At 43.2% G+C, this 21,091-nt stretch carries 19 protein-coding genes; 11 read left to right on the forward strand and 8 right to left on the reverse strand.

Annotated features, from left to right (window positions below; all coding sequences use genetic code 11):
* Positions 1-13 precede the first annotated feature (13 nt).
* Positions 14-784 carry a hypothetical protein gene (locus tag KCX82_RS16010; RefSeq protein WP_227019498.1) on the reverse strand — a complete coding sequence of 257 codons (771 nt, stop codon included), beginning with the start codon at positions 782-784 and terminating at the stop codon, positions 14-16.
* Positions 785-994: 210 nt separating this feature from the next.
* Between KCX82_RS16010 and KCX82_RS16015 the strand changes: the two genes are divergently transcribed.
* A complete protein-coding gene (locus KCX82_RS16015; RefSeq protein ID WP_227019499.1) occupies positions 995-1,813 on the forward strand; it encodes a helix-turn-helix domain-containing protein in 819 nt (272 codons plus the stop codon).
* A gap of 82 nt (positions 1,814-1,895) precedes the next feature.
* Here KCX82_RS16015 and KCX82_RS16020 read toward each other — a convergent pair whose 3' ends face one another.
* Positions 1,896-2,795: a PLP-dependent cysteine synthase family protein gene (locus KCX82_RS16020; protein ID WP_227019500.1), complete on the reverse strand. Its 900-nt coding sequence runs from the start codon at positions 2,793-2,795 to the stop codon at positions 1,896-1,898.
* 222 nt (positions 2,796-3,017) lie between these two features.
* Between KCX82_RS16020 and KCX82_RS16025 the strand changes: the two genes are divergently transcribed.
* A complete protein-coding gene (locus tag KCX82_RS16025; protein ID WP_227019501.1) occupies positions 3,018-3,998 on the forward strand; it encodes a M20/M25/M40 family metallo-hydrolase in 981 nt (326 codons plus the stop codon).
* A 119-nt stretch (positions 3,999-4,117) separates the two neighbouring features.
* Here the strand turns inward: KCX82_RS16025 and KCX82_RS16030 are convergent, their stop codons facing one another.
* Positions 4,118-4,705: a cell wall hydrolase gene (locus KCX82_RS16030; RefSeq protein WP_227019502.1), complete on the reverse strand. Its 588-nt coding sequence runs from the start codon at positions 4,703-4,705 to the stop codon at positions 4,118-4,120.
* A 167-nt stretch (positions 4,706-4,872) separates the two neighbouring features.
* Positions 4,873-5,379, reverse strand: a complete 507-nt coding sequence (locus KCX82_RS16035) for a DUF5698 domain-containing protein (protein WP_227019503.1) — start codon at positions 5,377-5,379, stop codon at positions 4,873-4,875.
* Positions 5,380-5,612: 233 nt separating this feature from the next.
* Here KCX82_RS16035 and KCX82_RS16040 point away from each other — a divergent pair, with 233 nt between their 5' ends.
* Positions 5,613-9,083 (forward strand): hypothetical protein, encoded by a 3,471-nt coding sequence (locus KCX82_RS16040; RefSeq protein ID WP_227019504.1) that lies wholly within the window; start codon positions 5,613-5,615, stop codon positions 9,081-9,083.
* Between the two features lie 131 nt (positions 9,084-9,214).
* Here KCX82_RS16040 and KCX82_RS16045 read toward each other — a convergent pair whose 3' ends face one another.
* Positions 9,215-9,508 carry a YmaF family protein gene (locus tag KCX82_RS16045; protein WP_227019505.1) on the reverse strand — a complete coding sequence of 98 codons (294 nt, stop codon included), beginning with the start codon at positions 9,506-9,508 and terminating at the stop codon, positions 9,215-9,217.
* Between the two features lie 90 nt (positions 9,509-9,598).
* Positions 9,599-11,071 carry a glycoside hydrolase family 18 protein gene (locus tag KCX82_RS16050; RefSeq protein WP_227019506.1) on the reverse strand — a complete coding sequence of 491 codons (1,473 nt, stop codon included), beginning with the start codon at positions 11,069-11,071 and terminating at the stop codon, positions 9,599-9,601.
* 149 nt (positions 11,072-11,220) lie between these two features.
* Between KCX82_RS16050 and KCX82_RS16055 the strand changes: the two genes are divergently transcribed.
* Positions 11,221-11,478 (forward strand): FAD-dependent oxidoreductase, encoded by a 258-nt coding sequence (locus KCX82_RS16055; RefSeq protein WP_227019507.1) that lies wholly within the window; start codon positions 11,221-11,223, stop codon positions 11,476-11,478.
* Between the two features lie 68 nt (positions 11,479-11,546).
* A complete protein-coding gene (locus tag KCX82_RS16060) occupies positions 11,547-12,911 on the forward strand; it encodes a TolC family protein (RefSeq protein WP_227019508.1) in 1,365 nt (454 codons plus the stop codon).
* A gap of 28 nt (positions 12,912-12,939) precedes the next feature.
* Here the strand turns inward: KCX82_RS16060 and KCX82_RS16065 are convergent, their stop codons facing one another.
* Entirely contained in the window at positions 12,940-13,530 is a 591-nt protein-coding gene (locus tag KCX82_RS16065) for a TetR/AcrR family transcriptional regulator C-terminal domain-containing protein (protein WP_227019509.1), read from the reverse strand.
* 111 nt (positions 13,531-13,641) lie between these two features.
* Here KCX82_RS16065 and KCX82_RS16070 point away from each other — a divergent pair, with 111 nt between their 5' ends.
* From KCX82_RS16070 to KCX82_RS16090, 5 genes are all read left to right on the forward strand, one after another.
* On the forward strand, positions 13,642-13,962 hold the full coding sequence (locus KCX82_RS16070; RefSeq protein ID WP_227019510.1) for a hypothetical protein: 321 nt from the start codon (positions 13,642-13,644) through the stop codon (positions 13,960-13,962).
* 48 nt (positions 13,963-14,010) lie between these two features.
* A complete protein-coding gene (locus KCX82_RS16075; RefSeq protein ID WP_227019511.1) occupies positions 14,011-14,982 on the forward strand; it encodes an HlyD family secretion protein in 972 nt (323 codons plus the stop codon).
* A gap of 2 nt (positions 14,983-14,984) precedes the next feature.
* Complete coding sequence (locus KCX82_RS16080; protein ID WP_227019512.1) at positions 14,985-16,142, forward strand: ABC transporter permease; 1,158 nt, start codon at positions 14,985-14,987, stop codon at positions 16,140-16,142.
* Positions 16,139-17,341 carry an ABC transporter permease gene (locus tag KCX82_RS16085; RefSeq protein ID WP_227019513.1) on the forward strand — a complete coding sequence of 401 codons (1,203 nt, stop codon included), beginning with the start codon at positions 16,139-16,141 and terminating at the stop codon, positions 17,339-17,341. The genes KCX82_RS16080 and KCX82_RS16085 overlap by 4 nt, the downstream gene beginning before the upstream one ends.
* Positions 17,342-17,421: 80 nt before the next feature.
* Positions 17,422-18,897: a protein adenylyltransferase SelO gene (locus KCX82_RS16090; RefSeq protein WP_227019514.1), complete on the forward strand. Its 1,476-nt coding sequence runs from the start codon at positions 17,422-17,424 to the stop codon at positions 18,895-18,897.
* Between the two features lie 132 nt (positions 18,898-19,029).
* Here KCX82_RS16090 and KCX82_RS16095 read toward each other — a convergent pair whose 3' ends face one another.
* Positions 19,030-20,331 (reverse strand): PLL family lectin, encoded by a 1,302-nt coding sequence (locus KCX82_RS16095; RefSeq protein ID WP_227019515.1) that lies wholly within the window; start codon positions 20,329-20,331, stop codon positions 19,030-19,032.
* Between the two features lie 272 nt (positions 20,332-20,603).
* Between KCX82_RS16095 and KCX82_RS16100 the strand changes: the two genes are divergently transcribed.
* Positions 20,604-21,086, forward strand: a complete 483-nt coding sequence (locus KCX82_RS16100) for a pyridoxamine 5'-phosphate oxidase family protein (protein WP_227019516.1) — start codon at positions 20,604-20,606, stop codon at positions 21,084-21,086.
* Positions 21,087-21,091 lie beyond the last annotated feature (5 nt).

Here is a 21,091-nt window from a genome sequence, read left to right on the forward strand (position 1 = left end):
ACCAAAAACCTCCTTAAACACTCAAATACTGACTGACACGGTCCAAGATACGGTTCATATTATCAATCATGTTGACCATGCCTTGCATCGCAATACTGCCGTCGCATATACAGGCCATGGAGCTTGCTTCACCGTTCAGTAATTTTCTGGTGATCTCCAGACTTGAAAAAGTCATGGCAGCTCTTGGCTTTTCACAGGGCCTTTTTATGGCAGTCAGATGGTGGTCTTTGATATTGATTGTTACTCCCATGACGTTTGAAACATCAATGGCAATATCTCCATCGGGCATGAAACCGGCGCTGAATCTACCGCTCTTATCTTCATTTCCCACCTGGGCAATGGCCGCTGCTGCTGTATACAAAGTCAGTTTGGTACTGATCTCCCGGAACGCAGGAGCCTCTAAATCCTCTTTTGTTGGCCTTAAGTATTTTGTCAGTAAATCTGTCAGTGGTACAAAGGTTTTCGTTAGAAAATGAATTTTTGTAAATCCTTTAGACGGTATCGGGGTTACAGTTCCATCAATAAGTCCATTGAATTTTTCACAAGAGGAAAAGGGGAGCTTGATTGTGCAATAATCACATCCTTCCTTGATTTGGCAGCGGTCTGCTGCAAAGGATATGGTTGCACTTGGGCCGCCTTTTACCGCAAACCCGATTGAAACAGCTTCTTGATCTTTGATATACTCCTTTGCTTCCGGAACCAGATCACATAAGTTTTCCAAAGTACCAAGTACGGCAAATAAATTGACATAAGCCAATGTCCTGCTATCTGTTTGAGTCAACAAACGATACACCTCCTTTAATTGTTTACAGTCAGCTTTTAGATGCTTTCTATATAGCATAAATGGCTTCTTTCTGTATAGTAAAAAAGGGAATAACAGGATATCCATAGGAAGGCCTTTCATTGACATCCTGATATGGGCGAGTATATAATGAAGACGGTTGGAATATATTTACTGTGGACTATCAAAATGCCTTTTTTCAGGAGCGTTGATATGTATCATTGCTGTAAACCAGATAATTATATTCCCTATCAGCCAGGTTTTGAACAGAAAATTCATTACCGTAATTTTGTAGTGCCTAACGGGTACCCTCTATATGGAATCGTATCTGATTTTTATCAATTTGATTCCACTTCATCCATTGGTGAGGTCTGTGTGATCCCCGACGGATGCATTGATTTATTGTTCCGCTACGATAGAAACGGAGTAACGATGACACTGGAAGGATACCACCGCAAAAAAGTAGTGATCCCAATCAATCAGGTGGGAAGTGCTTTTGGGGTTCGGTTTGTTCCCGGGGGGCTTATGAATGTTATAAAGGTACAGACTTCCGATTTAATTGGGAGCCAGATACCTCTGACAGATGTGGTGAAAAAAGACCTCCTGCTGGATTTGATGGAGAATGCTCAAGATTTCGGTGAGCGTATTGATTTCATTTCAAGATATCTGTTAAATCGAATACATAAAAGCTACGGTTCGGTTGATATCGTACGGTATTGCACGGAAAAGATCATTACACATCAGGGGAATGTTTTAATACGGGATTTGTCTAAAGAAACCGGATATACGACCAGATATTTAAGAAATTTATATCATCAGCATGTTGGTATTTCGCCGAAAGAACTGTGTGAGATTATACAGTTTCAGGCTTCTTTTATGAGGCTTGCTATCTTACTTAAAGGGAACAGGAACGTTTCCCTTTGTGACATCGCCCTGCAGGCAGGATATTATGACCAGTCCCATATGAATAAATGCTATCAGAAAATGGTGGGATGCCTGCCGCAGAAGTTCTATTCTGAGGTAAATCAATGAAGGCGCACTAGATGTCGTAGGATTTTAAAGGCAGTTCCCCTTCGTTTGTTTTCTAAGAGAAACTGCCTTCATCATTTCGATTCTATTCGGGCTGATCAAATAAAGTCGTACTCAAATATTTTTCACCGCGATCGGGGAACGCTACAACAACACAGCCTTCCTCCATATCTTTGATGCATTCCAAAGCGGCAATCATGGCGGCGCCGCTGCTCATCCCGACAAAGATACCTTCCTGCAGTACGATGGCCCGGGCCATGTCAAATGCCGATTCGGATTCGATCATCACGGTCCGGTCAATTTTAGTTGGATCGTAGATTTCCGGAACGATAGCTTCCTCCATGTTTTTCAATCCCTGTATGTAGTGACCCCGGACCGGATGGGCTTCAACAATCTGAATATCGGGGTTTTTATTCTTGAGCCCCATACCGACGCCCATGATGGTTCCCGATGTACCTAATGCTGAGACAAAATGGGTTACTTTCCCCTCTGTGTCCTCCCAGATTTCATTAGCAGTGGTAAAATAGTGGGCAAGCTTATTGTATTCATTGGAAAACTGGTTTGGCATAAAATATTGATCCGGATATTTTTCTACCAGTTCATGAGCTTTTCTAATGGCCCCGTCGGTTCCCAGGGAAGATTCGGTCAATACAATTTTGGCGCCGAAAGCCTCAATCATTTTGCGACGTTCAATGGAAACCGCCTCACTCATGACGATTACCACAGAATATCCTTTTACTGCGCCGATCATGGCAAGGCCGATTCCTGTATTGCCTGAAGTAGGTTCAATGATCGTTTTCCCGGGGGTCAGCGTACCGCATTCTTCTGCCTGCTCGATCATTTTCAGTGCGATACGATCCTTTATACTTCCTGTAGGGTTAAAACCTTCTATTTTAGCGTACAGCGGAATATGCGGCTTTGGATTTAACCGGTTTATTTTTACTAATGGAGTATGTCCTATGGTATCAAGAATATTTTCATACATTTGTCTTATCCCTCCTGTTTGATATTACTACTATATCATTTATATGTGGCATTGAGCAATTTATAGCGCTAAATTTGTCATAGAGTTTTTTAATAGATAAGAAACTGTCTTTTTTTCATGGTCAAGTTATACAAAATTCAACATGAATTTTATAGATGACATGCTATAATTCCTTTATTCTGGTGTATGTCCGGAAAAATTTTTCAAGAAGGGAAGATTTTCATGTTCAGAAAAACGAAACTGTTGTCATTGATCCTGATATTGATGCTCGTGATAACTTCTGCGTTTACTTCCGCAGTTTTTGCGAAAGGAACGGAGGCAAAGATTCATAAGCCTGGTGAGGTAGCCTTTCAGCATTTGCAGGTTTTGTCCGATGAAATAGGACAAAGGGTTGTCGGAACCAAAGGCGAAAGTGATGCGAGAGAATACATCTGCAGTCAATTCCAACGAATCGGCTATGATACCGTTATTCAGGATTTCACTTTTACCAGAAAGGGGAAAGAGTATTCATCCTCTAACGTAATAGCGGTAAAGCCAGGCAAGTCTTCCGAAGTGGTGATTGTAGGCGGGCATTATGACTCTGTAGCCGTTGGCCGGGGTGCCGATGACAATGCATCGGGTATCGCAGTCATTTTGGAAGTGGCTGAGGCCCTAAAGAAGATCAAAACACCCTATACGATCAAGTTCGTAGCTTTTGGAGCAGAAGAGATGGGGCTGCAGGGGTCTAATTACTATGTTTACGAAATGAGCGAGGAAGAAATCAAGAACACAGTGGCCATGATCAATCTGGATAGTCTGGCAGCAGGTGACAAAATGTATGTTTACGGCGATGAAGGGGAAGACGGATGGGTCAGAGACCAGGCATTAAACATTGCAAAAAAGTCCAAACTGAACCTTGAGACAAATCCAGGACTCAATCCTGACTATCCGGAAGGGACTACAGGGCTTTGGAGTGACCATGCCCCTTTTGCAGGAAAGGGCATACCGTACGGTTATTTTGAGGCTACCAACTGGGAACTCGGAGATTTAGACGGTTATACTCAAACCGTGCTTGACGGTGAAATATGGCATACAGAAAAGGATATGATCAGCTATATCGAAAAAAATTACCCTGGCAGAATAGAAGAACGATTGAGTACATTCAGCCAGGTCTTATCCGACTTATTAAAGTTCATGAACAAATCCGGTATTGCAAAGAACTAGAGTTCAGGGTTACATAAAAAGAAAGCTCCAGAGCTGCATCTTCCAAAGCAGAAAACATCTTGGTTAATTGTGCCTTTCTGCAGGAATTGCGCTTGGAGCTTTTTCGTAAAAATTTTTCGTTATTTTGTTGGTGGCTTATAGAAATGGATTCCTTCGATCTCGCATACAAATTCCATTTTCTGCTCAATGGTCTTGTCTTCCGTAAAATCCGGATCAACGAAGTAATAAGTATCCTCTGTCAGTTCTTTCACACCGGTTCCTTTCAAAACTGCATAGGCAGCCTGAATGGAATCCGGCTCGATTTCTTTTTCATAAGCAGAACCGTCGTAAATCGGGGTAAACTGATATGGAGCAGTCATGATAGCCAACAGATCATCGCCATAATATGGGCCGGTCCATCGATTCATCACCACCTGTCCGACAGCAACTTTGGCTTTATAAGACAAGCCGTAAGCTTCTGCATTGATCAAATGGATTAAGATATCCGTTTCTTTTCGGGTGACGGCTCCGCCGCCATTTGCATCAGGAAAGAGATCGTCCGGTGCGTCGGAAGCATCATTCGACGACGCTTCTACATAGGACTCCTCAACAGAGACTATATTTTCTGCTTCTCCAGCAGTTGCCTCCATGAATAAGCTGAATGTCAATACGGCCAAAATACATATCAATAATTTTACAAGATGGGCCGTTTTTTTTTCCTTTGTCATTTTTTAACCCCCATATCTCTCAACACAACTCTTACTAGAAGTCTATTGCGAAGGATATGAGGAAAGACCTTTTTTAACAAAATTTCATTTATTTTATTTTCAGGAACTGCGGAAATGCCATATAACTACATTACCATGGCAGCGATTACGGCAAATTAATTCGTTTATTATTTTAACTTGTGATTTTCTCTCGTCTTATGCTTCCTCGGCTCAGACACAACGATAAAAGATTCCGGCTCATAGGATTCTATTGCTTTGATCAACTCCATTTCCTTATGTCTGGTAGTCAGAATATCAAATTTATAGCGGGTACCGTCAATACCGGTACCCTCAAATACTGTGAAATGAAAATCACAATCCCGCAAATGACAGATCAGATCCTCATTTTTTCTTTTGATATTTACCGTTACAATGATATTTCCTATGGCCAGTTTCTTTTCTATAAATCCGCCAAGGCAGATTCCGATTCCGAATCCGCAAGCGTATGTCAGCATGGTTAAAAAATCTTTTTGCCCCGTTAACACCAAACTCAGTCCGAAAATATAGATGAGTGATTCCAGGAAACCAAAAATAGCAGCAATGGAACATTTATTGCGAACCATAAAATTGGTTCGCAATACCAATAACGGAATATAAATCAATTGTATCATAAAAACTAATAATACTTTTTCCATAGACCCACCTTAACTTTTTATTTTAAGAATACTATTTCACCATGGAAAAGTAAAAATACTATGAAGTCCGCTTTAACATAAATTACAAGTTTGCTGACCCAAATTGCCCGTTTTAGGATGGCACTCGTGTTTGTGTTAAAAAATTGTCAAATTCATAAAATCAACCTTGATAATTGGGAGAACAAAGGGTATACTTATAAAAATAAACTTTAAAAACCAATTAGGAGGTTAAGATGTCAATTCGGAAAAAACTCGGTATAGAATACGGAAATATCGATCCTATCACTACGCGTGAAGACAGGATCCAGTACATCAACTTTAAATTGGCATCCCTCGGTCTGCCCATTTATCGTTCCAGTGATACACAGGATGAAACAAACACTTATTTCATCGATTTGTTAGAAGACATTATCAAGGACTATAAAGAGAAAAAAAGAATGGTGGATGTGAATGAAGTAGGTATTTATAAACGCATCAACCAATTTTTCAGCCAATATTTTCAGGATAGTCCCAACCCGCCAAAAGCAGTGGGTGACTCCCTCACGCTGGATCATTACGGTTTGGCCAGAGAAATGTCCCTGCCGCCTGACGGCAATACTTTCAGCAATGAGTACATTAGCAGTTACCGCATAAAACAAGGGGTACTGCATAACCCGAGAAACGATAGACGTACCACCGAAGGATCCTTTCATATTGTCGAAGGAGGTCTTCCGATTCCTTATGACAAGAAGGCTGTACCGAAACAAACTTTTTTAAAGCTTTATGAAGCAGCAGTGAATCCGCCGGAAGATATGAAGCTGCTGCCTTTCACCATCAATCAGGAGCAGCCGGCAAAGACCTTTGTTTCGTTAATGATCAAACCTCTGGTGTCGCCAAAAGTACCTGGCGTTCTCGATGAAAAGAGAATGGAAGTACTTTTTGTAGCGCCTGGAAACTTTGTATCCAATCTGGATTTCATTGAATCCGTTTTCGGAAACATGGGAGATCCCAGCTTTCACAGCAATGACTCAGGACTTGACGTAGACAAATGGTCTGGACATACAGGCTATATATTGCTTGCGCCTCACCTGTCTAAAATGAGAAAAATCGATCTGGGTCTTCCGCATTATAACGATGCTACCGAAAGACAGCGCCGTGACGGCATGTGTTATAAAGAGGAGAGCGATTTATACAACGACGGCAATGCTTTCAAGCTCACTTGCCGTGACAGCAGCGGCGTAGCAGTAACTCTGATAGCTGATAATTATTATGGCTATTCCAAGAAGGAGATCAAAACACAGATCGGCTTTGCTGCAAATCTCTTTGGCAATGTGGAAGAAGAACATGCAGGCGGTACCATTGCATATCCTCAAAAAAATCTCGGTGTACATTATAACGCCATAGAAGATAACAGTCTCGAAGGATATTGCTTTGACGAGGTAATCGAGAAGTACGGAGATAAAATGGATCTGCAGGAGGATCACTACGGGATTGATAAAATAAATAAACAAATTATCTACCTGCCTGAAAACATTAAAATTGATCTATATAAAAATGAAATAAAATGGACTTACGAGGAAAAAGTCAGAACACTGAAATTATTACCGGATTACTTCTACGTATTGCCAAACGGTGAAAAAATCTACATTGAGAAGCATCCGGAGGCCCCTGTTTGGAAGCTGATCAGCACGGAAGCCAAGGGAACTTTCTGTCATAAGCCCTGTACCGTTTCGGGCGGAGGCAAATCTGAAATTTCCAAGTCTATCAGTAATTCCATCATTTATGGCACCTATTACGTAAATGACCTGGAGAAAGACCTTGATTATGTAGAACGCATTCTCAACTATGATTACAGGTGCCGGTGGAGAGACTACCCGGATAGAACGCGGCCTTCAAGACCGATCTTGTCCATAGACCGTACGTTAGGATCAGTCATTAAACTGCTGACTCCATCCTCGGCTTATACGGACGAATTTAACGCCTATATTGAAGCGATTCCCAATCATGTAAAGGCATTGGTTTTCATGGTGAAGAGATTCTACCGTCAATCCTGGGGAAACAACTGGAGAGAGCATTTTACCGTGGATTTTATAAACGGCAAGCCCGGAAATGAACTGAAATTTGACAACAGAAGAATCAGACCAAGTTATTTGCGTGTTGGTTTCAGAGATGATCAAGCTTGGAGAATCTTTAAGCTGCGCATGGACTTTATGCCCAGCGAAAAGATTCAAATGGAAGACGATATTACCGCTTCGGTCTTGATTCCGAACGATCAATTGCCCTATATCAATACTGATTATACCAATGGCAGTTATAAATTTGCGGCAAACTGTGAATACCGGTTCTTCCAGCGTCCGGATGATGCGGTTCACAAGGGCTATGACCTGCAGGCTGAAAAAGATTTGTCAAGCGGCAATCTTTTTGCAACCAATTATCAACCGCTGACCAAAGAAGATGTGGAAGAAATTAAAAATGATGTAATGGGATATATTGCCTACACAGAACCTGTTAAGACACACATTGAGGATTTTTTGAAATGCAGTGATGAATACTGTGTTGTCTCTTCTGAAACAAGAATTGTAGAAGGCTCAAGAAGTAAAAATCCAAGATATCTGGAGCATCGTTCAGACTTCAGAAATCCTCTTAAGCTGTATCTGGCTGAGGTTGGCGAGCGCTTCTCAAGAAAGATTCCTCTGGAACAGCCGGTCTTAATGCCGGTAAATGCCATTCTGCCGGGTCGCAGGAATAACCCGCCGGGAGAAGAGGGCGGCAAGAAGATCCTGCCGTTAAGTGTATATAATCCTATTCATTACCAGGAGCTTCCGGAGCTGTTTATGGATTTCGTCAGCAGTTTAACCGGGAAATCGCCTTCCACAACCGGTGCAGGCTCTGAAGGCGCATTGACAAAGGGCCCCTTCAATATGTTACTGCCGGTTTACGATTTGAATAATGCACTGCTGTCCTATATTTTAGGAGATTACAATGCCTTTACCACTCCGGCCGGGCACATCGGAGCCAATGTTCGGGTGGATCACGACATATCCATGCTGGTGCCTGAAATCTGGTCCAGGCTGAAAGAAGCGGAACGAAATCCTGCCAAATTGATTCAGGAAGGTTCCTTTGAAAAGCTGGAAGACTTCGAATATAACGGTGTGATGGTTCCGGTAAGTCGTTTGGGATATCGTATGACAGACATATTCTGCTATAAGTATCTCGGTAAGATTTTCGATGAGCCGCAAACCATTTTCAGTGAGGACATTCTGAAGCCTGAAAAGCAGAGCATGGAGGATTTTGTAGATGGTGTGCTGAACATTGCCAACGGTCACAAAAAAGCTGCCCTCAACTATTTTGAGGATGGCAGCGCCGAGGATGCCATTCCGCCGATCAAAGCCATATTGCATATTATGGCTTACGGTGAATATGAAGGTCATACACTGGAATCCAATGAGGTTCGTGATCTGTTTAAAAAAGAGACTGTGATGTCCAGTGACTGGTATGCGGAAAGACTGAAGAATAAACAACGCATTGATGTAAACCTGATTCAGAGAAAGATTCAGAATCTCGAAGCCTTTATTGCCGACCCGATCAATGCATCAGTTATCAAAGAATTCCATTATGATACAAGGCTGCAGAATGCAAAGGATACCTTGCAGTATTATCAAACAGATGCGTACCGGGAAGAACTGAAGGGTTCCATTGGTGCGGCAGCCATTGCAGTGGACTGAACGTAAAAATCAAATTAAAAAAATCATAATAAATATATAAAAGAAAGACTATGGAGTTGAAAAATTCACATAGTCTTTTTCTTGTATATAATTTTATATTATATACTTACAGCTATTTTTTTTATTTAAAACTATTTATCCAGATTTAGAGATGTATAACCTGACATTTGATGTGTATGCATATCAGCTCTACTGGTAACACCCTTGTAAGAATGAAAGTGGCCGCCTTCATACTCTATTTCAGGTCCTGTTTGAATCTTGTAATGATGATCGTGGCCGTCATTTACTGTAGTGTCACCTTCCATAGAGTGAATATGACCGGGCTGATCAGGATCTACACTGGTATAACCCGAGTACCCATGCTCATGTCCATCATTAATTGATGTATTCCCGTTATAATAATGGGAATGAAGTTCATTCATCATATTTATTCCCCCATGTTTTCGGTTTTTGAATTTTTCTTCATATTATGATGATTTGAATAGGATTGTGTTTAATATTTACACCCTTTTTCGTTATTTAAGACCATCATAAACTGAGTTCAGGAGTACTTTGTTGGAGTCCTGGCTGAGCTCCCAAATCATGGCTCCGCCCAAACCTTTCGATTTAATGTAATCCGTTTTTATTCCGATAGACTGGGGATCTTCATAGCTGATAAATACGGTACCGTTAAATAACCAGGGAACCATGGATTGGGAATGAAAGTATCTGGTATATCCCGGTTTGTTTAGATAATTGGTAACAATGGAATGGTAGCTGATGGAGCTTGCTCCTGAAAATCTTTGGTACAGCCCGTTATTCGCATTATTTACAGAGGAGTACAGGTAGCCGTAAAATGGAATGCCGACGACAATTTTATCCTTTGGGAAGGAAGCCTGGTACCAGGCATTCAGGCTGGAGTCTACACTTGCTTTGTATTGCGGCGTTACATCGCTGTTGGTGTATAACGGTGCATGCAGGTCTGTATAAGAGTCCCAGGTTCCATGAAGGTCATAAGTCATGATGGTAGCATAGTCCAAATACTGGTGGATCAGGGAAAGCTCCGTATTGTTGGCATAGGAACCGCCTGCACCTCCGGCGATGGTAAGGAGATAATGTTTATTGTCCACGGCTCCGCGTGCATCTAGTTTTTCACGGATTTTCTTAAGCAATAACGTAAAGTTTTGCTTGTCCTCAGCACGCTTGGCGTTTGTAGTCAATCCTCCGCTGACAGGGTATTCCCAATCGAGGTCAACACCATCAAAGCCGTATTGTGTGATGAATGTCACACAACTGTCTGCAAAGGCAGTTCTGGATGCATCTGTCAGGGCCGCATCAGAAAATTTACCTGACCAGGACCAGCCGCCTACGGAGATTAAAGTCTTTAAGTTCGGATTGGTGGTTTTTAAAGCATTCAGCATTTTAAAATTATTAACGTCAATGTCTGGATAACCAAGTGTAATTTTAAGATCCGGCCCGATATTCGCAAATGCGTAGTTGATATGGGTTAGCTTCGTCGCATCGATTTTGTCCGGTGTGGTACCGGTATAGGTCGCCCAGGCGGCATAGTATCCGACGATTCTATTACTTAATGGTTGAGGTACAGGTGTGGGCGGAGGTAAAGGGGTTGTGGCTGTGGTGGTAACTGAAATAACATTACTTGATACTGAAATGTTTCCTTTTGCATCCTTTGCCTTTACATAGAATTGATAGGTGGTTGCCGGCGTAAGACTGGCTGCGGTATAGGAAGTGGCTGTTGAGGATGAAAGGTATGTATTATTGCGATAGATATCATATGTTTTTACGCCGATATTGTCCGTTGATGGGTTCCATGAAAGGGTAACTGAGGTTTCGTTTACAGATGTTGCCCGTAAATTAGTGGGGGCCGTTGGTGCTGTCTTATCCGGCTTCGCTCCAAAAGCATAATGGTTGCTTGCATAGCTGAAGACCAGCAAAAAAACCAGGGTTAAAGCGAGAATTGTTTTGTACATATTCTGTTTTTTAATCATTGAAAAGCCCTTCCTCTTTCATATTTTATGAGGCAAGTATATCATAACCCCTTTCCCTTGAGGATGAACAATATATGGTAAATAGAACTGCCTTTTGAATCGATCCTTCTTTGGAGGAATCGGAAATTTATAGTAAGGAGAATTACGATTTGGACAAACATTACGATATTATAATCATTGGAGCCGGCCCGGCCGGAAGTATGACTGCCTTTCATCTCGCCGGACATTTTAGGGTACTGGTGATTGAGGCACATGCTCTGCCGCGGTATAAATCTTGCTCGGAAGTTTTGATCAAGAAATCGGTAGAGTTTTTGAAAAATCATTTTGGCTGTATCCTGGATAGGACCTTTTCTATTATACAATTTATATACAAGTGTTTAAAATCTTTACACTTATATATAAATTGAATATTTTCATTTTTTCACTTTAGCGGTATCTTATATCAAGAAATAAAAAGCAATAAGGGGACGAGAAAATGAAAAGCAAATTACTATGCATTATGCTGGCGGCAGCAATGATATCAACAGCAGCAGTTCCTGCATTTGCCGCCGAGTCCGGCAGCGTAAAAAATCAGGAGACAGCAACCGGAAGTTCTGTCACAACTGCCGCAAATTCAGCAAGTACAACAACGGACACTGCAAATTCGGTCAGCACAACAACAGACACTGCAATTACTGCAGGCACAACAACGGAAGAAGGAATAACCGTAAAAGAACCGCTGAAAAAACTGTCGCTAAATGAAGCGCTTAAGATCATGACCACTACCGGCACCAGAGCGGAGACTGCGAATTTAAACAAACAATCGGATATGGCGGTGGCAAAAGGATATTCCGAGAAGTACAGCGACATTAAAAAAGCGCTGAATGATATCGATTACCTGGAATCCCTTCCTTTGCCCTATCAGCAGGCAGCTTTAGCACAGCTCGGCGCATCCAGCATCGTAGAGCTTGCCTATGACGCCCAGGTAGCGGGTGCGACGGAAAATAATAAAAAGATTATGGCACTCAGAAGAAACTTTGCCAATAACAACACGGAAAACAACTATCAGGCGGACCTGAATCAAATCAGGCAGGATACCATCAATATTTACAATACGGTGCTCCTTGCAGAGGACAACTATAAAATTGCCAAGGATAACCTTAAGGCTCAGCAGAGAAATTTGCAGAACGTACTTGCGAAGAAGGAAGTAGGTCTGTTGACGAAGAAGGATGTGCTTCAGGCACAGAGTGCCCTGACCGATGCAGAGAAAGAGGTAAGAGCAGCAAAAACCAAGATGGAGTATGCTCGCATGAGCTTTAACTATTTATTGGGATATCACGTGCTTCAGGAAGTGGAATTTACAGATAAGCTGACAGAAAGTACCGGAGCGGCAATTGATACGGAAAAAGCTGTAAAGAACGCGCTGGACAACAGGAATGAGATCAGAGGAGCCGATTTCGCAAAAGATATTTATAAAATACTATTTGATGATATAGCAGCTTATCCGAAAACGTCAGCCACCTATCTGAATGCGCAGATCAAATATCTGAATGCTGAAAAAACTGCCAAGGATGCCAGAGTGCAGATCGAAATCGACATTCGAAACAAGGCTGCGGAAGTTGCCGACAAAAAGGCGGCTCTGGATGCTGCACGATCGCTTCAAAGCTACGCCCAGGAGGGATTAAGACTGATAACACTGACCAATGAAGAAGGGCTGAGCACGGTGGAAGAACTCCTGACCGCTCAGGTAAACCTTTATAAGGCAAATTTAAATGTTGCAAAAGCAACGTCGGAATACAATCTGGCACTGGAGGCCTATCTGAATGCGCAGGGCGTGGGAACCATGAGGATTCCTCTATAGGGTTCCTCTTATAGGGTTTGCCTTGTTTTTACGGGGTTTCCCTTGCTTTACGCTCTTCTGCAAATCTCTCCAAAGCCTGCCGTGCAGAACCGGAGACGATCAGGTCAAGAATGTGAATGACCTCTTCGGGAGAACGCTTCATTCCGTTCGTAACCCAATCCTCCAAAAGGGAAGCAAAGGAAATGCTGTAAAAATGGGCGAGATATTGAAAGTCCTCTTCATCATACTCGATTCCTTTTGTATTCTCTTTCAGAAAACGCATACAGATACCGAAAGCGTCTTTGTAGAAGAATTTTTTCAGGGAGTCTCTGCCTACCGAGTGAAAGATGCAAAGGGAAAGTGCTTCGTTGCTCTGGATATATCGAAGAAGGTATATGCCTGCATCCTGCCAGGAAAGAAAATTTTCGCTTTCCTTTATCGTGGAAACCACCTCGTGGTCGATCATCCATTCAAGAAGTTCATAGATATCCTGGAAGTGATAATAAAAAGTCTGACGGTTCAAGCCGCTGTCTTCAACGATTTCCCGGATACTGATTTTGTTTAACGGTTTGACAGACAGAAATTTCTTAAGAGATTGGGCCATCGCCTTTTTGGTTAAGTCTGTTTTGCCTGAATACATTATGACGACCTCCTTGTTTAAACTGAAAAGTATTATAGATATTATGACGTATTCTCAATCATTTTACAAGTGTATAAAATATATACACTTGTAGCAAAAAAGGGGTTTAAAATGAAATGCAAATATAGAATTGTTTTAAACAGCCAGCTGGGACCAAAGACAGGAACGCTGAAGATAAGGGGCAGCAAACAAAGACTGTGGGGAGTGCTGGAACTCATTGGCCATAAAAATCTGTTGGCAGGGAAGATTCTCAACGAAGAACAGCTTGCAGAGAACGGGCAGACATTTCTTTTTGCCGGAAAATTAAGGACGCCGATTGGGCTTTCATCCTGCCAGCTTTCGGGTATCAAAGGGGAAAATGAATTCAAAGGGGAAATCAGGATTGACAGCAGATTATATGAGATTTCAGGGAAAAAGATAGAGTGTATTTAAGAAATTGCAATGAAAGGAAGACTATAGCAAATGGAGAAGGAAATAAACATGAACGAGAAAAATTATTCAAAAACAAAGGTGATCATTACAGCAGCCCTTATCGTGGCACTGATCGGAAGCGGCATTGCCTTTGCGACGACTCAAAAAGAGAAATCGGAAGAATTGGTGGTTCAAGGAAGTTTGAAAATGAAAGAAGCTACTTTAAACTCCAAGCTTGCCGGAACCATCAATGAAGTTTTGGTAGAAGAAGGAGAAACTGTAAAAGCCGGGGATCCGCTCCTCTCCCTGACTAGTGAGACCATTGAGGCAAAACTGCAGCAGGCCGAGGGAGCGAAAGCGGCTGCAGAAGCACAGGCAGATAAAGCTGCGGCAGGAGCAAGAAACCAGGAAGTTGCGCAGGCAAAAGCGGCCTTTGACTACGCGCAAAAAACTTATAACAGAATGAAAATCCTTTTGGAGCAGGAGGCGATTTCTCAGGCGACCTTCGATCAGGTAGAAGCCCAGTACACCGCCGCGAAGGAAACCTATAATATGGCCATGGAAGGTGCAAGACAGGAAGACAAGGCAGCTGCCAACGCTCTTGTAAAACAGGCAGGAGGTGCCGTCGCAGAAGTAAACAGCTACCTGGAGGATTCCGTAATTAAGGCTCCTATGGACGGAGTGGTCACATCGATCAATGTGGATCCCGGTGAACTGATTTCAACGGGAATGCCTCTTGCAGCGGTGACATCACCGGAAAATCCCTGGGTAGAAGTAAACGTAAAGGAAACAGATCTTGCAAAGGTTCACCTTGGCAATGAGGTTGAACTGACATTTCCTGCTTTTCCGGGTGAGACCTTTAAGGGAAAGATCGTAAATGTAAACAAAAAACCTGACTTTGCAACAAAGAGAGCCACTAATGAAAACGGTGATTTCGATGTTCTTTCCTATGGGGTAAAGGTAAATGTTCTCGATATTGATCAGGAACTTTACTCAGGAATGACAGTCTTGGTTCATTTTGGGAAAAACGAAGGTAAATAAATATGAAGGGGCAAAGAAACAGCTTTATCATAGCAGCTGTAAAATTTAAATCAGAACATCCGAGACTGATCATGACGGTTCTGATGTTAATGATCATACCTATTTCCGCAAGCCTGATATTGGGATATGAAATGAAAGCGGATGTGGCTGTAACGATTCCCACCGTCATCATGGATAGTGACAAGTCCGGATTCAGTGAAAACTATATTGGATATATCAAAAATAGCCCTTATTTCAACATTGTAAAATATGCCGACAGTTACGATAAAGTTGAGGAGGCAATCTATGAGGGAAAGGCTTATGTGGGAGTCATCATACCCGAGAATTTCTATAAAGATATGCAAGCCGGTAAGGCACCTAAGATTCTCACCGTGTATGACGGCTCCACCATGGCGGTTATCGTATCATCAAAAGCATCAATGATGGAAATCCTGCTGACGGTAAAAGCAGGCTACATGGCAAGCATCTATGAGGGCAAGCAGAGTGTAGTGCCGGGTCAGGTTATGAATCAGGTAATGCCTTTGGACACAACCATCAGAACTCTGTATAATCCTGTGAAAAGCTTTCGGAACTTTGTTCTCCCCGGTTTGCTGGCAGCGATAGTCCAGGTTGCAATCGCTATTACCGGAGCTGAAAGAGGCTGGGAAAATCAAAGGAAAAACCTTTTATTCAGGGAACACCTGAAAGTAATCCTCCAATGGAGTCTGGCAGGTTCCCTGTCCATGTTCCTGACTCTGGCCATACAGTGGCTGATTTTCGGAATGCCTTACAGGGGAACGATACCGGGCGGCATACTGCTTACACTGCTGTTTTCAATTTGCATTACACTGCTTGGATACATGATGGGGTCCTTTTTCGATGAAAGAACATTCTGCACGCAGATTTCGTGCATACTGGTTCTTCCAACGGCCATCCTTGGAGGCTACACCTGGCCTGTGCTGGCAATGCCTGCTGCAATGCAGTATCTGGCTAAGGCAATCCCATTTACCTATTACAGCGAATCTATCAGAAACCTTTGCCTGAAGCCGATGCGGATGAATCATCTTCTTCCTGATTTCATCGCCATGTCCGTCTTCCTTCTGGCAGGTATTATTACGCTTTATCTGATTAAGACGGTTCGGGATAAAAAACTGACCGAAGCGGGGGTGATGACACCATGAGCAACGAACCAACCATGAAGGAAAAACTTCTTAAGCTGCGTCCGTATCTGATATTATTATTCATTCCGATACTTTTTACCATATTATTCGGAGCGGTTATGAGTCCGGTTTTTGTAGAGGATATCCCGATTGCGGTATTTGATATGGATAACTCGTCGAAATCCAGAATTGTGGTTGACAGCTTCTACGATTGTCCTGTCTTTCAAGTGACCGAAACCCCCGATTCCTATCAGGAGATTGAAGACCGGCTGCTTTCCGGAGAAATCAAAGGGGCCGTGATAATACCCGAAGGCTTTGGAAAAGACTTAAGTGCAAAGGCAGGGACCCATGCAGAAGTGCTGATTGATGGAACGAACTTTCTGATAGGAAACAATATTCAGCTCTATGCAAGTACCATACTTGCTATGGTAAATGCGGGCATTCAGATGAATCTGCTGGAAGCAGGCGGGATGGTTCCTTTTGCTGCGGAGCAGAGCGTGTATACGTTAAACATAGCGGACAGATCGCTCTACAACCCACAGCTTGGATATTTTTATTATTTATTTGCCGGACTTCTGGGGATATTTGTACAGCAGACGATTCTGGCGGTTACCCCAACGGTGCTGATTCATGAGAAAGAGAGGATTCATCTTTCAGACTGCAATCATCCTGAAGCTGTAAGGCTTCAGCTGGGCAATGTGTCATATAAGATAGGGGTTTTCTCATTGCTGAATACCATCAGCATGCTGATTTGTCTGGTCTTGGCCAATAAGTTATTTGCCTATCCCATAAAGGGTAACATTGGGTACATCATGCTGATTCATGTTATTTTCCTCTTGTGTCTTTTCGGTATTTCCCTGGTAATCGCATCATTCTTTGAGGACGCAACCCACTGCATTCAGTTTGTTATGTTCATTGCCGTACCAAGCTTCCTGAGCTGTGGATACGGGTGGCCCGAGTATATGATGGCTCCTGGCTTTGCAACTGTTATGAAGGCTGTCTGGCCGCTGTACTACTATGTAAATCCAATGAAAGACCTTATGTTAAAAGGGGCCGGCTGGGATGTCATCGGCAGTTATGTTACAGGAGGGCTTCTGTTTGCAGTAGTTTGGATTACATTAGGACTTGTAATTTTTAATATAAAAATAAAAATACTCATAAGGTCTCAATCAAGGAATGGGTATAATATTTTAACAGAAGCAGACACTAAAACTATATGAAAGTAATCTAGATAAACCCGGTTCATAAACCGGTTCGGAAAAAAGTCAGAAAAAAAAGTCAGAATAAGAAAGGAGACGCGATGGAAAAAATTCATTCAAAAATTGATGCGGGATGGAATTTAGACAACAGCTATGCGCATCTGCCGGAACTGTTTTTCTCTGCCCTGGATCCAGCACCGGTACGGTCTCCAAAGCTGGTTATTCTGAATCATCCGCTGGCTAAATCTCTGGGCCTGAACATTCATGCTCTCGAAAATAAGGATGGCGAAGAAGTTTTTGCGGGCAGCCGGATTCCCGAGGGCTCTTTCCCTCTTGCCCAGGCATATGCAGGCCATCAGTTCGGACATTTTACCATGTTGGGAGATGGCAGAGCCTTGCTGCTTGGAGAACAGATTACACCCCAGGGAGAAAGATTTGATATACAGCTAAAAGGCTCGGGCAGAACGCCCTATTCCCGCGGAGGAGACGGAAGAGCAGCCCTTGGCCCTATGCTTAGAGAGTACATGATCAGTGAAGCGATGCATGGCCTTGGCATTCCCACAACCCGCAGTCTGGCAGTGGCTGCAACCGGTGAAGCTATTATACGGGAAACGATTCAGCCTGGTGCGGTGCTCACGAGAGTAGCTTCCAGTCACCTGCGAGTAGGTACCTTTCAATATGCATCAAAGTGGGGTACTGTTGAGGAACTTAGAGCCTTGGCCGACTATACGCTGCAGAGGCATTTCACAGATGCGGATTCAAGAGATAACCCTTATTTAACTTTGCTCAAAGAAGTGATCAAAGGTCAGTCTCAGCTGATTGCCAAATGGCAGATGGTCGGTTTTATCCATGGCGTGATGAATACAGACAATATGGCATTAAGCGGGGAAACCATCGATTATGGCCCATGTGCTTTTATGGATGCCTACGATCCGGCAACGGTATTCAGCTCCATAGATATTCACGGTCGTTATGCTTATGGAAACCAGCCCCAGATTGCGGCATGGAATCTTACCAGATTTGCCGAAACGCTTCTGCCTTTGCTGCATCAGGATCACGAACAGGCTGTAACAATGGCAAAGGATGCGATTATGGAATTTCATCAACTGTTTTATCATCATTGGCTTTCCGGTATGATGGCAAAGTTGGGAATCTTCCATGAAGAGGATCAGGATGAATCCCTGATCGAAGATCTGCTTGCCATGATGAAGCAGTATAATGCTGATTTTACCAATACCTTCCGGGCTCTCACCTTTGATGAGCCGGAGGACACAGGGCTGTCCGGCACTTCGGAGTTTGTACAGTGGCATGGCCAATGGAAGGCAAGGCTGAGCAGGCAGCAGGAATCGGAGGAGGATTCTCACCGATTAATGAAAAACAGCAATCCGGCAATTATCCCTCGCAACCACAGGGTGGAAGAGGCATTGGAAGCGGCCGTGAAGAATGGCGATTACAGTGTAATGGAACGGTTGCTTGGCGTTCTCTCAAAACCCTATGAGCATTTACCGGAACAGGCTGAATATACAACTCTTCCCGAACCGACAGGGTGCTCTTATCGGACCTTCTGCGGAACCTGATAAATTTTAAAAGAAAAATATTGACGATAAAAATTAATTTCTTTAGAAAATGATATAAAATATGAAAGGCGGTTGGTTAACCGCCTTTTGAAATGCAACTAGTACTCTGTAGCTCCTAAGAGTACTCGGTATTTATGATCGCCAAATGTGCCAGAGATGGTTATTCTGCCCTCTGGCAAATACATCAAGACGATTTCCTCCCCAGGAGACAGCCGCAGGTTCGGAGGTAATGACTCCGTCCAGGGATTGCCAGCCGCTCCATCTCATTCCGTTCCAGGTTCTGAAGAGCAATTGACTTTGCTGTCCTCTGGCAAAGAGTTCCAGCCGATTTCTGCCGGTGGATGCGACAGCAGGGCCGGAAGTAACAGTACCTCCGCCGATGTCCTGCCAATTGCTCCATCTCGTACCATCCCAATATAGATGCCACAGACTTTGATTTTGACCTCTGCCAAATACATCGATACGATTCGGTCCCCAGGAAACAGCAGCAGGAGGTGAAGTTAATATCCCTCCCAGATCTTCCCAGCCGCTCCAGCGGGAACCATCCCACCATTTATGCCAGAGGGAGGAGTTTTGACCGACTCCGAATACATCGAGACGGTTTGATTGCCAGGAAGCCACTGCAGGGGCTGAAATCAGGATCCCTCCCAGATCTTCCCAGACGCTCCAATTGTAACCATCCCACCATTTGTGCCAGAGCGCTTGGTTCTGACCAACCGCAAATACATCGATCCGGTTTGGTCCCCAGGAAACAGCAGCAGGTGCGGAGGTTAATACGCCGCCCAAATCATACCAGTCACTCCAGCGGGAGCCATCCCAATATTTGTGCCAGAGTGCTTGATTCTGACCTCTTCCAAATACGTCGAGACGGTTTGACTGCCAGGATGCCACTGCCGGAGCTGAGGTCAATATCCCTCCGAGATCTTCCCAGGAACTCCACGCAGGTCTCGGCCCCGGACCTGGCCCCGGACCAGGTCCAGGTCCAGGAAAAAGGTTCCTCAAAATAAGGAAAATAAGATCCCAAATAATTTGGTTGACACGGTCATTGGGAACCCCATACCCGCGCAGGGTATTGATAAGCATGCTATTATCTCTTTGCAGTCCACTCAGGAGCTGACTTGCTCTTTGCTCATTCGTTCCTGAGTAATTTCCCGCATTTCTCAGAACATAAGCAATGATACTTAGAACCAACCATTGAGATATAAAATTTTGCACCCCATACCGCTGGAGTTCCGAAGAGTAGCCGGCAAAGTCCCTGCCGATCAATTGAAATATGCGGTTTACATTTTGCGGCATTTGACTGATAAGTACATCTCCCTCCAGGGCAGCAGCTTCTGCTTCCTTCGTCTGATCTGAATCGACTTGTAAGGATAAAGGGCATACATGCTCCTGATCTAAAGGGCAAATAATAGGTTGTGTATAAAGTTCTTTCATAGGATCAACCTTTCTATAAAATAATCCCTACATTATATGCATATGGAAGAACAGTTGGGACTAATTCTGTTAATGACCTGCATTTTGCTTGTATTTAAAAAAAATCAAAATCTTTACTTGACAAGTAAAGCCTGTTGGATTAATATTATACTAATCATATAAGAATAGTATGAATTATTAATTCCGATCTTTGAAGACCAAATAAAACCAAAAGATTCAGCAGATAAGGGATGTCCGCAGTATAAGAAATGGACAGAAGGAGGTATTAAAAAATGGCAGTTCTGACAGATGAAATGAAAAATGTTTTAAAAGTTGTCGGGAAAGGCGGCGCCGTCGTTCATCTTGCCACCAGCAGTGCAGATGGCAAGCCAAACATTGTCGCCGAAAGATTTGTTACATATTACAAAGATCAATACATTCTGATCGCAGAAATGTTTGCACAGAAAACAAAGGTTAATTTAAATGAAAATCCTGTTGGCTGCATTTCTATCGCACATCCGGTTAAGGACCACGCCTGGGTTTTTCGAGGACCTTGCACGATCATCAGCCATGCGGCTCCTGATGATGAAATGTGGTATGACCTGGTGGCAGGAGAAGTATTGAACGAATGGGGAGACTGGGCAGCAAAGGAGCCACCTGATGAAGTACCGCCGGATATTGCTCCGCCAAAACTGGCACAACGAGGCGTGATCGCGCTGAAAGTAGAAGAAATTTATTCCTTTGAAGCTGATCAAGCCGGACAGAGAATTGTTTAGGAGGG

This window comes from Sinanaerobacter chloroacetimidivorans (genome assembly GCF_018128545.1).
Classification (GTDB): Bacteria; Bacillota; Clostridia; order Peptostreptococcales; family Anaerovoracaceae; genus Sinanaerobacter; species Sinanaerobacter chloroacetimidivorans.